Raw genomic sequence first — 15,058 nt, forward strand, 5'->3', positions numbered from 1 at the left:
GGCGCTTATAAGCTGAGGCCGATATCTGTGTTGCGATACTCTTTCATGGTCGCCTGGTGCTGCTTGGAAAATTTAATTGCCTGCGGCATACCCCACTCGAAAAATTGATGTCCGGTACTGGACATCTCTTTGGGATCGACATTGAGGTTAAAGACCCAGAGCGCGGTGCCCACATCGGACAATACGCTGGCGTCAAGATTACGCCGTGGCACTTTCACATCGAAAATTTTGAAGTGCACCTTATAGTCACGCCAGCGCAGCGCGCAAAATTCATTACGGTTCCACATATACACAACCTGACGCCGCGAGTGTCCGTTGGGCGCAAGAAAAAATGCAGTCTGGTCAATGCCATCGAAATACAGATCATTGGGTAAATTGTCGAGCACGCCAGCCATACGCAGGGACGTCATATAGAGGTCGGTGAGGTCCACCAACTCATTACTTACCTGCCCGGGTTCAATCATGCCTTTCCAGAACACAATGCCGGGCACTCTGACGCCGCCCTCCCAGGTGGTGCCTTTGCCGCCACGCCATGGGTGATAGCCGGAATCCGGCCATACGTCTTCATTGGCGCCGTTGTCAGAGGTGAAATACACAATCGTGTTTTCCAGCTGTCCGTTCTCTTCCAGCGCCTGCATGATCTCGCCAACAATGTCATCCACCTCGACCATCGCATCACGCACCGGCATGGCGGCCGGGCTTTTGCCAATGTATGCCGGCGCCACCAGGGAATCGTTGTGAATTTTTGAGAAAGAGTGGACCAGATAGAAAGGTGTGCCTTTTGCTTTGGCGTCCTTTAAGAACTTGAGCGATTTATCCCGCAGCAGCTGATCAACCATCCGCATATCGTCCACGGTATTGATGGGGTATGCGACCTTGCGCCGACCACCTTTTTCGCCCTCGATCAGCCCCTCTGGACGCAGGGTAAACGCCAATTCGTGCAGCTCCGGGTTATTGATCATGTCGGAGTACTGACGCTTTAACAAGAACTGGGTGTAATCCGACTGCACAGAGGGCAGCCCGTAGAAGTAATCGAAGCCCACCTCATGGGGCAGCATCCCTTCGGCCTCACCAATATGCCACTTGCCAATGAGTGCGGTTTTATAGCCAGCGGAGGTCAGCATCTTGCCGCTGGATTGTTCGATTCTCCACGGGTTCTTGGTGATCACGTCGCCAGTGAGAATCGGGCGCACCAGGCCACTGCGCACCGGCAAGCGCCCGGTCATTAACGCCGCCCGCGAGGAAGTGCAGGTTGGCTGGGAGTACATCGAGGTTAACTTCAGGCCCTCGCGCGCCAGCTTGTCGATATTCGGCGTGGGCGCGCCAATGGCGACCCCGCCACCAAATGCACCCGGGTCTCCCCAGCCCATATCATCCACAAGAAAGATAAGGATATTCGGCTTCTGCCCAGCGCGCTGCCCAAACGCCTCCAACTTCTTTACCGCCAGCTCCTCCTGGTGTGGCCGCGGAATAGCGGGTTCAAAGTTCTTTCGCTCAACCACACTCAGGTCAAACACGCTTTTGTCCGCGAGGCTCCGCTCAGCGAAAAACAAGCTAAAGGCGCATATACCCAGTGCAACCGACAGGAATCTCTGCATTTGCTCGGCGTCCCTTTACACAAAATGTCAGAAAAACGGGGGGATCGCCTTCCAGTCTAGTTTCTTTCCCGCCCGCGCGATTACTCGCGAGCGGGATATCCAGCGCACATGGCCCACAAGTCAGCACAAAGAAAACCAAAACGTTACACTGCAACATCACATTGTGGTATGCTTGCGGACGCCTCTCAGGCGCAGTAATACCTGCCTCCTGAATAACACCGCATTTTGCAAACCCCGGCACCGGTGAATCTCACGACCCGGGCGACCCAACCAATTACAAACTGACTAATGGCAACACTTCAGTACTCCACCGATAAAGCCGCTATCGGCCTGTCGATTCTTTGTACGGCGCATTGCCTGCTGCTGCCACTACTGATCCTGTTGGTGCCAAGTATCGCGACCCTGACCATCGCCGGCGAAGTATTTCACCAGTGGATGGTAGCTGCCGTGCTTCCGACCAGTATTTTTGCGCTGGCAATGGGCTGTAAGACGCATAAACTGTACCGCTTTGCTGCGCTGGGTGGTGCCGGACTGGCGATGCTGGTCCTCGCAATTCTGGCTGGCGAACAGGTTGGCGAATTCGGCGAGAAGGGACTTACCCTAGCCGGTGCCACGCTGCTGGCGCTCGCCCACCTCCAGAACTATCGTCGCTGCCGGCAGCACAACAACTGCGACTGCCACTGATTTGGCGCGGGCAGCTCCACGCCCACCTGACCGCCAGTCCCGGCTGCACTTCGCCTGAGGAATATTGCATGGGCTCCGACAAAGTAAAAATCTCTGCGGTTCCAACCAACATCATTACCGGCTTCCTGGGTGCGGGGAAAACCTCGACCATTTTGCACCTGTTGAAAAGTAAACCCGCGGATGAGCGCTGGGCGGTGCTGGTGAATGAGTTTGGGGAAATCGGCATCGATGGCAGTCTGTTTCAGGGTACGCACCGCGAAGAAGAAGGGGTGTTCATTCGCGAAGTGCCCGGCGGTTGCATGTGCTGTGCCGCCGGCCTGCCCATGCAAATTGCCCTCAACCAGTTGCTTACCCGTGCCAAGCCCGACCGCCTGCTCATTGAGCCCACCGGCCTCGGCCACCCGATTGAAGTATTGGAAACGCTCTCGGCCGAGCACTACAAAGACGTGCTGTCTATTCAGAAGATTCTCACTTTGGTAGACGCCCGCAAGCTGGCGGACGAACGCTACACCAGCCACCAAACCTTTAACCAGCAGATCGCGATTGCCGACATCGTGGTAGGCAACAAGCAGGATCTCTACGGAGACCGGGAAAAAGCCGCGCTGCGCGAGTACGTCAAGGTGCACAGTCCAAATGCAACCGAGGTGCTGTTTGCTGAACAGGGTGAAGTGGACTTTTCCATTCTGTCCGGACCAACTGCCACCCGCGCCTCCCCGCACTACCACGAAAGCCATGCTTCGCCCTCCGTGCAGGAAGAAGCTGAAATTCCACAAGCGGGCTTCCTCAAGGCCATCAATCAGGGCGAAAGCTATCAGAGCGTTGGCTGGCGTTTTGCCCCAGACATCGTGTTTGACCAGAAGAAGCTGTTCAACTTCTTGAGCGGCCTGACGGTGGAGCGCATGAAAGCGGTGTTTATCACCGACGAGGGCGTGTTCGGCTACAACCTGACTCCGGATACCCTGACCGAAGTTGAACTGGACGATTGCGCAGAGAGCCGTATCGAAATCATTGCACAACAGCTGGACGACACGTGGGAAGCGCAGCTGATGGCGTGCCAGCTGCCTAGTGGATAATTAGCGCCTTGGCGACGCTTTTTGAATGCCGCAATTTTTAGGTGGTCGCGCTTAAAAATTGATGACTCTCGCCAATCTCTGGCGCACAACAGCCTCGAGTGGCGAGGTAGTGCTGGTTAAAGATTCTGAAGTAATGCTGTAGTGTCAGTGCTGGCTGCTCTTCACCGGCAAGCAACAGACAGCTGATCGCCGCTTCGGCGGTGGAAAAGCGGTGGCTTCTGCCTGAGTCACGCACCGAGTAAGAGCGCACCAGGGTTTCCGGCAAACTCAAGCACGGAACATCATCCAGCCAGCGGCTGAGGCCAATCATACGACTGCACTGTTTCCAGGTGCCATCGAGAATGATCAGTGTGTTTTTTTTATCGCTCGCCGGCACGCTGTGTACCACCTCGCGAGCACTATTCTCGGTGCCATCTGCAGGAAAAACCACAAAGCAATTTCGCTCTGGATCCTGCAGCAACTGCTTCAACTCCGCTGGTGCCTCCTGCCGGTTCCACAGGAAAGCCGGCGTTTCCGGAAACACATCCACGATTAGGCGCCCAGTATTGGTGGGCTTGAACAGCTCCTTGCGGTGCATCAGCAACACAAAGTCCAGTGCACTTTCCGCTTGCGGCCGCCATGCACACATACACGCAAACGCGCCCATCTGGCAGTCCGGGCAGCGCTTCACGCTTTTGCCTTTGGCCTGAAAAGGTTTGGTGGATTTTGCCAGTTCCTGGTCGCGCAGGCGGGTATAGCTGTTGGAATTCATAAACTTCGCAGGGAGCGGAATTGCTGTCACTTTTCCGTAGTGGAAAACGGCGAGATTTTACACATTGATGCGGTGCATGTCCCAGCGCTATTTGTTACCCATGGGTCAGGGATAAGCGCCGCAACCCACCATCGACACACCCACCACGAAGCCCTCATTGCAGCCCCCGGAAGGACTCATCTAGCCCACCCCGGCAACTTCCGTACGCCATGCTACTTTTAGTGTTGCTCTCGCACGCGGCTTTCCGAATCACGAGATCGCTTGCGCGCGCTGCGTTCCGGGTCACCTAAACACAAACAGGCCCGGCGATTTCTCAAGATCCGGCTGGCGATCCATCACGATAATCCGATCGCCTGCATCAACCGGTGTGACATGGAGTTAACCATGAAAAGACTCAGGCTGGCCGCTTGCGTGGCAATTCTGTTCCCGATTTTTGCAACTGCCCAGATTCCTGTTTCCGATGTCGACCTCACCCGGTTTTACCTGCGCATTGGCGCCAGCTCGGTGCACCCCGATGACAGCCATAGCTCCCTGAAGTACTACCTGTTTCAGGACTGGGAGCTTTACCGCACAAACTGGGAGACCGATGACGACACCACTTGGAATATCTCCGGTGTATGGCGGCCACTGCCTTACCTTGGCGTGGAACTGCTGCATGTAGGCGACTCCGATCACCCACTCTCTCTGGGAAATTTTCGCGCACGCCCCGGCCGGGACAATATCCACTTTGGCCGATTTAGCCTCTCCTCCACCAATCTGTTCGTTAACTGGTATATGACAGATCTGGATTGTCTGGGCCAACCCTACCTGGGCATCGGCGTGAATTATTCCGATTACCATGACGACCACCTGTACCCGGAGTTTCAGGACTACCTGATGGGCAGTGGCATGGCGACAGGTCCGGGCCATTTCGGTGTGGGCCACTCCTGGGGAGCCACTGCGCAACTGGGTGTGGACTGGCGACTGGGGTGGGGCAAGATGCGCTCCTGGCTTATCAATGCCGCCGTGATTTACGTCGACTCCAGCGTCGATGCCGAGGTTACCTTCCCCACAACGCTCGGTTACGAGCGGCTTTATTCAGACTTCAACACCGACCCATGGACATTCAACCTGGGCGTCACCTATGAGTTCTGACACCCGGCCGCACGGCGCTACACCAATGGGCACCGGCGTATTCTGGATAATCGGGTTCATTGCTTTACTGCTGTTGCCAATGCCAGCCAGAGCCGACTGCTCGCCGGGAAATATTGGTACCGAAGGCCCGGATACCATCCGGTGTGACGCAGACAACGATGCTGCCGGTGCCGACGTAGACGCACTTGGTGGTAACGATGTACTCAATCTAGATGGCGGCACCATTGGTATCGCCAATGCGGGCACTGGCGATGACCAGATCAACGTCAATGGTGCGGTGATCGACACCAACCTGTTCACTGGAGATGGCCACGATACCGTGATTGTGGAAAACCGCGACTCACAGATCGGTAACTTCTTTAACGGCGGTTTGGATACCGGCGATGGGGACGACCGTATTGAGATATACGATGGCCTGACCTTTCGCCTGAACGCAGGTGCTGGCGACGACTCTCTACTGCTCGATGGCGGCTTCATATTCGAAATCGCAGACATGGGCGCTGGCGACGATACGTTTTATTACGACGAGGGCATTATCAACCACTTTTTGGGAGGCAGCGGCTCCGACTATCTGGAGATTGACGCCCGCGCCTTCGACGAGGAAGACACCATACTCGACGGTGGCGATGATGCCACCGCAGACGATGGTGATATCGACACGCTGCGCTTCAAACTCGATCACCTGCTTGATGGCAGCAAGCTGTTGAATTGGGAGAACCTGATTATCAATGGCAGCTCCAAGCTGCGCATGTTCAACGAGCTGACCGTCGGTGGCGGGCGCAGCGGAGGCGAATCACTTGGGCTGGACATCCGTTTCGGCGGTATCCTGGAGCCGACCGATACCAAGTTTGCCATCTTTGGCGACGTGCAAAATGCCGGCACCCTCGACCTGGAAAACGGTGTCTTCAATCAGCTCAATATCGCCACCCATGACGACGGACGTTTTGGCTCCTATCATGGCCGCGATGGACGCCTGTGGATGGATACACAACTCGCCGGTGACAACGCACCAACCGATTTTCTCGCCATCGCCGGCAATGCGAGCGGGCGCACCTTTGTCGATATTTTTAACCTTGGCGGAAATGGCGCACTCACCGTTGGCGATGGTATTCCCATCATCCAGGTGCAGGGCAATAACCCACTGCGTGCCTTTACCCTCGCACCGGACTACACAGGATTCGATGGGCGCTCGGCGATTGTCGGCGGCGCCTATGGTTACACATTGCACCGTGGCGGCATCGATGGCGGGAGTAACGACACCTGGTTCCTGCGCTCTACGATCAGCAACCCGTTCAATGGCAGTGGCAACCTCATCCCGCGCTGGCAACCGGGTGCCGTGCTGTACGAAACCTACGCCCAGTCCATTCGCCGCATGAACACACCGACCACGTTGCGCAAACGTGTGGGCAATCGTTTCTGGGCCGGCACCAGCTTCAGGGATCGCGGTACCTGCTGTTACGGCGAAGCCGTAGAACGCACCATCGACGGCGGCGGCTGGTGGATGCGTGTGAACACCGAATACAACGACAATGCACCAGAAGAGTCGACCGCACACGCCGAATGGCAGCAGGATTTCGGCCAGGTACAAATCGGTAGCGACGTCTCCTTCGATCCTGCGGTGTACTACGGCCGCATGATGCTCGGCGTGTTCGCCCAGTACGGCAGTGGCAGCACCGAGCTCGACAGTTTCTTTGGTCGCGGCGATATCGATACCGATTACTTCGGTGTCGGCGCGTCCCTGACCTGGCACGGCAGCCAGGGCAGTTACGCCGATATACAGGCGCAGTTCAACTGGTTTGACTCAGACCTGTATTCCAGCGAGCTCTGGTATCTGGGCAAAGACAATGATGCCGTCGGCTTTAATTTTTCCGTCGAAGGCGGGCACAGTTTCAAACTGTGTGATTTCTACTCCCTGACCCCGCAATTGCAACTCGCGTTCACTGCGGAAGACATCGACGACAATCAAGACCCCTACGGCGCCAGTATGACGGACGCAGAAAATCAGGGGGGCTTTGCCCGCATGGGCGTCGCTTTCGAGCAACGCCTCAGCCAGCGGGTGAACCGCAATATGTACGGCAACCTGTTGCTGGAACGCATGGGCTTTTACGCCATTGCCAATACCTACTTCTATTTTGACGACCAGACCGAAGTGAAGGTATCCGGTACCTCACTGTTTCAGGAACGGGATCAGTGGTGGGGACGAGTTGGCGCCGGCTTTACTTACGACGAATGCGGTGACGGTTGCTCGGTCTACGGCGAGCTGGACTACGCGACCAGCCTGAACAACCTGGGGGATAGTTACAGCGTGCAGCTGACCTTCGGTTTTCGCTACAAGTGGTAATTACCCCTCACTGAATCGCTCGGAAATTCGCAAGTATCGAGCGTCAGCCGAATTCCCTATACTCGCCCCATGAGTGCCCTACTGCCTATCGCTACCCCGGATCACTGGGATAACTTCCTGTGGATGTTGAATACCACCGACATCGCACCGGAGTTTCCACTGCCGTGGTTGCCACAGGCGCGGCGCCGGGCACTGGCGGAATACTTCTCAACCTCTGGAGTACGCGCGCAACTTGAGGCTCCTCTGCTGGAAACCCTGCAGCAGTGCAGCAGCCGTCGCCTCGGCATTTACTTCGAACAGCTCTGGGCCTTCGCTTTCACTCACCACCCGGACTACACCCTACTTGCCCGCAACCTGCCCATTCGCGCCGAAGGCAAAACTCTGGGTGAGCTGGACTTCGTGGTACGCCATCATCCGGACGGCGCAGTGGAACACTGGGAGCTGGCACTCAAGTTCTACCTGCAGATAGGCGACTACTGGGTGGGGCCCGGCCTTAAGGATCGCCTGGATATCAAACTGCTGCGCATGCGCGACCACCAGTTGCCGGTAGCGCTCAGCGATACCGCCAGCGCAATCTTGGGCAATCAGGGCATTCAGCTGGACCGACAGTGGGCGCTGATGCCCGGCCGCCTGTTCCGGCCGCTGGCATCGCTGCCTGCACCGGCCCCGTTGCCGGGAGATTACTGGTGGGCCGACCTCGCCACCTTTCGCGCCTATTTCCCCACTGCCCACAGGGACAATGTCGATACCTGGTACCAGCTGCCCAAGTCCTGCTGGCTTGCCCGCTATCAGATGCACATCGCTGACAACACACCCGCTACTACTGAGGCAGAGCCCGAGCTTAGCGAAGCGCTGCTATCTCGCGGCCCCATCTGTGTGGCCCGCACTGCGCCAGAGGGCGAACTGAGCCGCGGCTTCCTGGTGCCGGCAGACTGGCGAGCGCGTGCACTGGCATCCATTCCCCGCCAAGCCTGATAGCAACCCTCCCGGCAGTGCTCCCGCGCAAAGCGACGCACCGCCACCCCTGATCGGGTAACCACGGCCACACAATCCTGCTTGACACAGATCAATTTACATTTACAATTTTCAGAAATTTCTGAAAGTTAAGAAGAAACCGAAATAGATGAAGCTTTCCAATCAAGCGCAGGCCTTCGTATTACATTTTGGGGAGATGGGGAGCCGCTGGGGATTCAATCGCACCGTCGGCCAGATGTTCGCCCTGATGACCATCCACAACGAGCCGGTAAACGCCGATCAGTTGGCGGAGGCACTGAAAATCAGTCGCGGCAATGTGAGCATGGGGCTCAAGGAACTGCAGGCCTGGCGCCTGATTGAACTGCATCACCAACCCGGTGACCGCAAGGACTACTTTACCGCTGCGGGGAGTATCTGGGACCTAGCGCGTACCGTCTTCGAGGAACGGCGCAAGCGGGAGCTGGATCCGACCCTCACCCTGCTGCGCCAGCTGCTGCTCACCGAACCGCGGGACGAGCAGGAAAGCGTCGCACAAGAGAAAATCCAGGAGGTATACAGCCTGCTGGAAATGCTCGACCAGTTTGCCAATACGCTCAGCAAACTGGATGAAAAAGACCTGCTCAAGCTCATGAAACTCGGATCTGGGCTAAACAAGTTGTTGGACCTTAAATCCAAAGCCAGCGGGTCCGGCGCAAAGAAAAATTCAACACGCAAATAATCACTGCCAAGCTCGCCAGTTTCACAACCCGGGAGTGCGGCACCGGGCTAAACATCGCCGCACGCTGTTACAAGCTGCGGCCACCCCGGTCGCGGCTGCTCTCTAGAGGTGCCCATGCTGGATACACTGCTGCTCTCCCGAATACAGTTCGCTGCCAATATCAGTTTTCACATTCTGTTCCCTACCATCACCATCGCGCTCTGTTGGATTCTGGTCTTTTTCAAGCTTCGCTTCGACTTCACCAATGACCCGGTATGGATGCGCGCTTATCGCTTCTGGGTGAAAGTTTTTGCCCTGACCTTCGCTCTAGGCGTGGTAAGCGGTATTACCATGTCGTTCCAGTTCGGCACCAACTGGCCGGGATATATGGAAACGGTGGGTAACATTGCCGGGCCGCTCTTGGGCTATGAAGTGCTGACCGCTTTTTTCCTCGAAGCAACCTTTCTCGGCATTATGCTATTCGGCATCAAGCGCGTGCCCAGTAAAGTCCATACATTTTCTGCACTCATGGTAGCAGTGGGCACCACGCTCTCGGCCTTCTGGATCCTGGCACTCAATTCCTGGATGCAAACACCCACCGGGCACGAAATGCGCGACGGTGTTGCGCATGCGGTTAGCTGGGTGGAAATTATTTTCAACCCCTCTTTCCCCTATCGACTAACGCATATGCTGCTGGCCTCGGGCCTTACCGCGTCCTTTTTCGTCTGCGGCATTTCCGCCTACCGCATCCTCAAGGGCGACCTAAAGCTGGCCCCGCGGCTGGCACTGAAAACTGGCCTGATCGTCGCCGCCATACTTGCCCCGATACAGGCTTTCGTCGGTGACGCCCATGGACTCAACACCTTCAAGTACCAGCCGCAAAAGATTGCCGCGATGGAAGGGGTGTGGGAGACAGAAGACGGCGCGCCATTATTGCTGTTCGCCATCCCCAATGAAGAGACCCGCAGCAATGACTTCGCCATTGGCATTCCCAAACTCGCCAGCCTGATCCTCACCCACGATCCCGATGGCAAAATTCTGGGGCTCAACGAGTTCCCCAACGACCATCCCCCGGTAGCGCCGATGTTCTTTGGCTTCCGCATCATGGTGGGCATGGGGATTCTTATGCTCATCACCGCGTGGACAGGCTGCTACTTTCTATACCGCAAAAAGACTTTATCGACGACCTATTTAAAGTGGCTTGTAATGATGACCTTTGCCGGCTGGGTGGCAACCCTTGCGGGCTGGTATGTTACCGAGATCGGACGGCAGCCATGGCTGGTCACGGGGATCTTGAGGACCGCAGATGCCGTCACGCCGATCGCGCCAAACAACGTGGCTCTCTCACTCGCCCTTTATCTAACCACCTATACCGTCTTGATGTGGGCGTATATCCACACCCTGAAGCGCATGGCTCTCAAGGCCGTCACCGTGGAGGAATTTGAAACCGCTGAACCCAGAGCACACGGCAACCTGCCGAATGTACCCAAGGTAAAAGTCGATACCAGCGGAGGTGTGGCATGAACGAGATCATCAATAATGGGAGCGACTGGCTACCCGTCGTATTTATTGGCTTGATGGGGCTCGCGGTGCTGGTTTACGCGATCCTTGATGGATACGATCTCGGCGTGGGTATCCTGCTGCCGATGGGCGAGCAGGATGAACCCGAGCGCGACACCATGATCGCCTCCATCGGTCCGTTCTGGGATGCCAACGAAACCTGGCTGGTGCTCGCCGTCGGTATTCTGCTCATCGCCTTCCCTTCGGCCCACAGCCTTATTCTGATGCACCTGTATATTCCTGTGGCATTGATGCTGGTGGGACTGATTATGCGCGGCGTTGCGTTCGACTTTCGCGCCAAGGCGGCGGTGGATCACAAGCTTACCTGGGATCGCACCTTCAAAATCGGCTCGCTGATCACAACCCTTACCCAGGGCTATATGCTTGGGCAATACGTCATGGGCTTTGACTACAGTGTGCCTTCGCTGCTGTTCTGCCTGCTGTCAGCTTTGGGGGTTACTGCGGCGTACAGTTACATCGGCGCAACCTGGCTGGTATTGAAAACCGAGGGAGAATTACAAACACGCGTAATACGCTGGGCACATCGCGCAGGCCGAGCCGCACTGTTAGGGGTTATCTCGGTTAGCATCATCAATCCGCTGGTTAACCCCGGCGTATTTGACCGCTGGTTTAATTATCCACTGGTAATGTTTGTACTGCTGATCCCTGCGGTATGCTTTCTGGGATTTATCTTTAACGATATCCTGCTAAAGCGCCTGCCGAAGGACAACGATCGACATAGCGCACTACCGTTTTTCATCACCAGCGCTATTTTTACGCTGTGTTTCAGCGGAATCGGTTTCAGCTTTTACCCGTATATCGTACCCGGTGAACTGACGATTTGGGAGGCCGCTAGCGCGCGCAACTCACTGCAATTCATCCTCGTCGGTGCGCTTATCGTCATACCGATGATTTTGCTGTACACCGCCTTTTCCTATCATGTATTCAGAGGTAAAGCGACGCAACTGGATTACCACTAAATAAAAAGGGGCTTCTACTGGAAGCCCCTTTTTATTTATCGAAGTTAATGAACTTAATTGTCTGCCTTAAGCGTGCGATCAAAAAAGTCCTTCATCATCTGATACCAGTGCTTGCGGGTTTCCTTGCCGCGCAGGCTGTGCTTTTTGCCGGGGTAGGTCATCAGTTCAAACTGCTGGCCATTGTCCTGTAGTTGCTTGATCAGCCTGGTGGTATTGGTGAACAGGACGTTGTCATCTGCCATACCGTGATAAATCAGCAGCGGGCCCTTCAGGTTTTCCGCGTATGGAAACACCGAAGAGGCTTCGTACGCTTGCGGGACCTGATTCGGGTTACCCATGTAGCGTTCGGTATAGTGGGTATCGTACAGCCCCCAGTCGGTCACCGGCGCACCGGAGATACCCGCCTTGAAATAGTCCCCGGCCTTGAACATAGTCATCAGAGCCATATAACCGCCGTAGCTGTGGCCGAACACACCGATGCGCTCAGAGTCGATAAACGGCAATGTGCGCAGGAACTTCACACCGGTTACCTGATCTTCCACTTCCACGCCGCCCATTTTCTGGAAGATCGGGTCTTCAAATTTCTTGCCGCGATTGGCAGAGCCACGGTTATCCAGGGTAAATACCACATAGCCCTGCTGCGCCATGAACTGATTAAACGGCCTGTCCCAGCTGTTGGTTACCAGCTGCGCGTGTGGGCCGCCATACAGAAACACCATGGTCGGGTAGGTTTTCTTCGGGTCGAAGTTCGCCGGCTTGTACATCCGGTAGTACAGTGTGTGTCCTTCGGGTGCGGTAATCTCGCCAAACTCGGGCTCGATCCAGTCGGACATATACGGGTGCAACGGGTGGCCTTTCTCCACCTTGTTTTCCTGCAGCCAGGTCACGCGCTTGCCATCGGCAGCGTGCAGGCTCACCTGTGGCGGCGTGGTGGGATTGGAATAGGTGTCGATATAACCGGATGCATCACCGGCAAACGCAAACCGGTGCATGCCTGCGCGGGACGAAATCTTTTCGACCTTGCCGCTGCCTTCCAGATCGGTCACGTACAGGTGACGCTCCAGCGGTGTATCTTTTCGGCCGGAGAAATACACCTGACGGGACTGTTCATCCAGTGCTTCCAATTCGTCAATTGCCCACTCACCACGGGTCAGCTGGGCCAATTGCTTGCCATCAAAGTCGTACAGATACAGGTGCTTGAAGCCATCTTTTTCAGAAGACCAGATGAAACGCTCACTGTCTTTCAGGAAACGCAGGTCGTCGAACAGGTTCACCCAGGTATCACTGGACTCCACCAGCACGTCACGGGTATCTCCGCTGGGGATATCCACAAAACGCAGCGCTAGTTGCTGCTGGCTGCGGTTCTGCCACTGGTAAGACAGCAGGTTGTCACGCGCCCACTTTACCCGTGGGATATAAATATCCTGATCCTTGCCAAGGTCCAGCCACTGGGTCTTGCCACTGCCCAAGTCCAGCACTCCCAGCTTGACAGTCACATTGGGGCGGCCGGCCGCAGGGTAGCGCTGGCTGATCATCTCGATGCGGTCCGCGTAGATTTCGCTGCGGGTTACCTCGTCGACCGGGCTCTCGTCCACCTGCAAATACGCAATGCGTTTTTCATCCGGCGACCACCAGTAGCCGGTCATGCGGCCCATTTCTTCCTGCGCCACAAATTCGGCCATGCCGTTTTTGATCGGGCCCTTGCCGTCAGCGGTTAACTGGCGCTCCTTCCCGGTCGCCAGATCCACCACATAAATATTCTGGTCGCGAATAAACGAAACAAAATTGCCTTTCGGAGAAACCCGCACATCCGTCTCAAACGCCTCGGTCTCGGTCAGCCGTTTGGACTTACCGTCATTCAATGCGTAGTAGAAAACATCACCGGCCAGCGGAAATAGCAGTGACTCGCCATCCTTTGACCAGCTGTACTCCATGATGCCGCTGCCGAAGATACGCTGGCGCTCGCGACGGGCCTTTTCCTCATCGGAAAGCTTTTCCTCACCCTGGTGCAGCGTATCCGAGTCGACCAGTACACGGGTTTCGCCATCCTGCAGGCTGTACTCCCACAGGTCGTAGCGGTTGTAGTCATTCTCGCGGCCTTTCAGGAATGTCACGCGGCTGCCGTCCGGGGAATACTGCAGGGCACGGGGGCTGGTTCCGCTCAAGGCGGGGTCGGAGAATATTCGATCAATAGTTAGCTTTTCCGCGGAGGAATATCCGGTGAAACCGGCGATCAGCAGAGACAGGGCGAGACGCTTCATAACCACTTCAACATAAACGAATTTGTGTCGGGAAAATGACACAAAACCGGCGTGATTTGTAGCTTTTGAACGCATGCTGCCAGCCATGCCCCAGTCTCTCAAGAGTCACTTCTATACTGGCGAGTGCGCTTGGCAGCCTCCCTGCGAGAGGATTATTGAGGTGATTTGGCCAGCTCGAGAACGGAGTCACTGAGCGAGATGTAAGCGCCAACCAACCCTGAATTGCGTCACAGGTGAAGGTATCAGCCATACTGGACACTTGACAAAGATCATTTACATGCCAAGAATCTCCAGTCATTATGTGAAAAAAAGACCATAACGAAAAAGAAGGCCGCCAGTGATGGCAAGAACCTACCTGCGAATTGACATAGTCTCCGATGTTGTCTGTCCCTGGTGTGTCATCGGATTCAAGCGCCTGCAACAAGCCCTTGCCAAGTTCCCCGGGCAGTTTGATCCCAACCTCGTCTGGCACCCGTTCGAGCTGAACCCACAAATGCCCGAGGCCGGCGAGAACCTGCGCGAGCATATGATCGCCAAGTACCAGATTTCTCCTGAAGAAAGCACCGAAAGCAGGGAGCGCCTGAAAGAAATTGGTTCGTCGCTCGGTTTCACCTTCAACTTCTCCGACGGCATGCGGATCTACAACACGAACCATGCCCACAGGCTACTACATTGGGCCGAACCAACCGGGCACCAGACAGATCTTCAAGTACGCTTGTTTGAGGATTACTTTACCCACGGTAAAAATCTCAATCATGAGCGCGTACTGCTGGATGCGGTTGACAGTGTGGGGCTGAACCGCGATGAAGCATCGGCTGCGCTGCACGACAGCGCCATCAAACGACAAACACTCGCCCGCGAGGAGCAGTTGCTGATGCAGGGTATCCGTGGTGTCCCGCTATTCATGTTCAACCACGACTACGCCATCAGCGGAGCCGAGGAAACCAGTGTGTTTGAAAGCCAGCTGCAGCAGTTCGTGGAACCCAGTAGCTAGCGACTCCACC

At 55.9% G+C, this 15,058-nt stretch carries 12 protein-coding genes; 9 read left to right on the top strand and 3 right to left on the bottom strand.

The window, feature by feature from the left end:
• Positions 1–5: 5 nt before the first annotated feature.
• A complete protein-coding gene (locus LCM31_RS02080) occupies positions 6–1,598 on the bottom strand; it encodes an arylsulfatase (protein WP_224867128.1) in 1,593 nt (530 codons plus the stop codon).
• A 288-nt stretch (positions 1,599–1,886) separates the two neighbouring features.
• Between LCM31_RS02080 and LCM31_RS02085 the strand changes: the two genes are divergently transcribed.
• Together LCM31_RS02085 and LCM31_RS02090 are read left to right on the top strand one after the other, a co-directional pair.
• Positions 1,887–2,282, top strand: coding sequence for a MerC domain-containing protein (locus LCM31_RS02085; RefSeq protein WP_224867130.1), 396 nt, complete (start codon positions 1,887–1,889; stop codon positions 2,280–2,282).
• Between the two features lie 68 nt (positions 2,283–2,350).
• A complete protein-coding gene (locus LCM31_RS02090) occupies positions 2,351–3,355 on the top strand; it encodes a CobW family GTP-binding protein (RefSeq protein WP_224867132.1) in 1,005 nt (334 codons plus the stop codon).
• 37 nt (positions 3,356–3,392) lie between these two features.
• Here the strand turns inward: LCM31_RS02090 and LCM31_RS02095 are convergent, their stop codons facing one another.
• Positions 3,393–4,106: a tRNA-uridine aminocarboxypropyltransferase gene (locus LCM31_RS02095; protein WP_224867134.1), complete on the bottom strand. Its 714-nt coding sequence runs from the start codon at positions 4,104–4,106 to the stop codon at positions 3,393–3,395.
• A 384-nt stretch (positions 4,107–4,490) separates the two neighbouring features.
• On the opposite strand from LCM31_RS02095, the gene LCM31_RS02100 reads away from it, so the two are divergent.
• The 6 genes from LCM31_RS02100 to cydB all read left to right on the top strand — a co-directional run bounded on the left by LCM31_RS02100 (position 4,491) and on the right by cydB (position 11,793).
• The gene (locus LCM31_RS02100; protein WP_224867136.1) at positions 4,491–5,240 is read left to right on the top strand and encodes an OmpW/AlkL family protein; all 750 of its coding nucleotides are present in this window, start codon (positions 4,491–4,493) and stop codon (positions 5,238–5,240) included.
• Between the two features lie 79 nt (positions 5,241–5,319).
• The gene (locus LCM31_RS02105) at positions 5,320–7,581 is read left to right on the top strand and encodes an autotransporter family protein (RefSeq protein WP_224867138.1); all 2,262 of its coding nucleotides are present in this window, start codon (positions 5,320–5,322) and stop codon (positions 7,579–7,581) included.
• Positions 7,582–7,650: 69 nt separating this feature from the next.
• Positions 7,651–8,556: a DUF1853 family protein gene (locus LCM31_RS02110; RefSeq protein WP_224867140.1), complete on the top strand. Its 906-nt coding sequence runs from the start codon at positions 7,651–7,653 to the stop codon at positions 8,554–8,556.
• Positions 8,557–8,704: 148 nt separating this feature from the next.
• A complete protein-coding gene (locus LCM31_RS02115; protein ID WP_224867142.1) occupies positions 8,705–9,274 on the top strand; it encodes a GbsR/MarR family transcriptional regulator in 570 nt (189 codons plus the stop codon).
• A gap of 114 nt (positions 9,275–9,388) precedes the next feature.
• A complete protein-coding gene (locus LCM31_RS02120; protein ID WP_224867144.1) occupies positions 9,389–10,777 on the top strand; it encodes a cytochrome ubiquinol oxidase subunit I in 1,389 nt (462 codons plus the stop codon).
• Positions 10,774–11,793, top strand: a complete 1,020-nt coding sequence (gene cydB / locus LCM31_RS02125; protein ID WP_224867146.1) for a cytochrome d ubiquinol oxidase subunit II — start codon at positions 10,774–10,776, stop codon at positions 11,791–11,793. The genes LCM31_RS02120 and cydB overlap by 4 nt, the downstream gene beginning before the upstream one ends.
• A gap of 53 nt (positions 11,794–11,846) precedes the next feature.
• Here cydB and LCM31_RS02130 read toward each other — a convergent pair whose 3' ends face one another.
• Positions 11,847–14,054, bottom strand: coding sequence for a S9 family peptidase (locus tag LCM31_RS02130; RefSeq protein ID WP_224867148.1), 2,208 nt, complete (start codon positions 14,052–14,054; stop codon positions 11,847–11,849).
• Between the two features lie 340 nt (positions 14,055–14,394).
• Here LCM31_RS02130 and LCM31_RS02135 point away from each other — a divergent pair, with 340 nt between their 5' ends.
• The gene (locus LCM31_RS02135) at positions 14,395–15,048 is read left to right on the top strand and encodes a DsbA family oxidoreductase (RefSeq protein ID WP_224867150.1); all 654 of its coding nucleotides are present in this window, start codon (positions 14,395–14,397) and stop codon (positions 15,046–15,048) included.
• Positions 15,049–15,058 lie beyond the last annotated feature (10 nt).

It is taken from the genome of Microbulbifer agarilyticus, assembly GCF_020171345.1.
GTDB lineage: Bacteria > Pseudomonadota > Gammaproteobacteria > Pseudomonadales > Cellvibrionaceae > Microbulbifer > Microbulbifer agarilyticus_D.

Excerpts from the sequence above, each read along its gene's own strand:
- LCM31_RS02135 (WP_224867150.1), top strand. The coding sequence starts at position 14,395 with ATGGCAAGAACCTACCTGCGAATTGACATAGTCTCCGATGTTGTCTGT.
- LCM31_RS02110 (WP_224867140.1), top strand. The coding sequence starts at position 7,651 with ATGAGTGCCCTACTGCCTATCGCTACCCCGGATCACTGGGATAACTTC.
- LCM31_RS02105 (WP_224867138.1), top strand. The coding sequence starts at position 5,320 with ATGCCAGCCAGAGCCGACTGCTCGCCGGGAAATATTGGTACCGAAGGC.
- LCM31_RS02130 (WP_224867148.1), bottom strand. The coding sequence starts at position 14,054 with ATGAAGCGTCTCGCCCTGTCTCTGCTGATCGCCGGTTTCACCGGATAT.
- LCM31_RS02085 (WP_224867130.1), top strand. The coding sequence starts at position 1,887 with ATGGCAACACTTCAGTACTCCACCGATAAAGCCGCTATCGGCCTGTCG.
- LCM31_RS02100 (WP_224867136.1), top strand. The coding sequence starts at position 4,491 with ATGAAAAGACTCAGGCTGGCCGCTTGCGTGGCAATTCTGTTCCCGATT.
- LCM31_RS02090 (WP_224867132.1), top strand. The coding sequence starts at position 2,351 with ATGGGCTCCGACAAAGTAAAAATCTCTGCGGTTCCAACCAACATCATT.
- LCM31_RS02080 (WP_224867128.1), bottom strand. The coding sequence starts at position 1,598 with ATGCAGAGATTCCTGTCGGTTGCACTGGGTATATGCGCCTTTAGCTTG.
- LCM31_RS02120 (WP_224867144.1), top strand. The coding sequence starts at position 9,389 with ATGCTGGATACACTGCTGCTCTCCCGAATACAGTTCGCTGCCAATATC.
- cydB (WP_224867146.1), top strand. The coding sequence starts at position 10,774 with ATGAACGAGATCATCAATAATGGGAGCGACTGGCTACCCGTCGTATTT.
- LCM31_RS02115 (WP_224867142.1), top strand. The coding sequence starts at position 8,705 with ATGAAGCTTTCCAATCAAGCGCAGGCCTTCGTATTACATTTTGGGGAG.
- LCM31_RS02095 (WP_224867134.1), bottom strand. The coding sequence starts at position 4,106 with ATGAATTCCAACAGCTATACCCGCCTGCGCGACCAGGAACTGGCAAAA.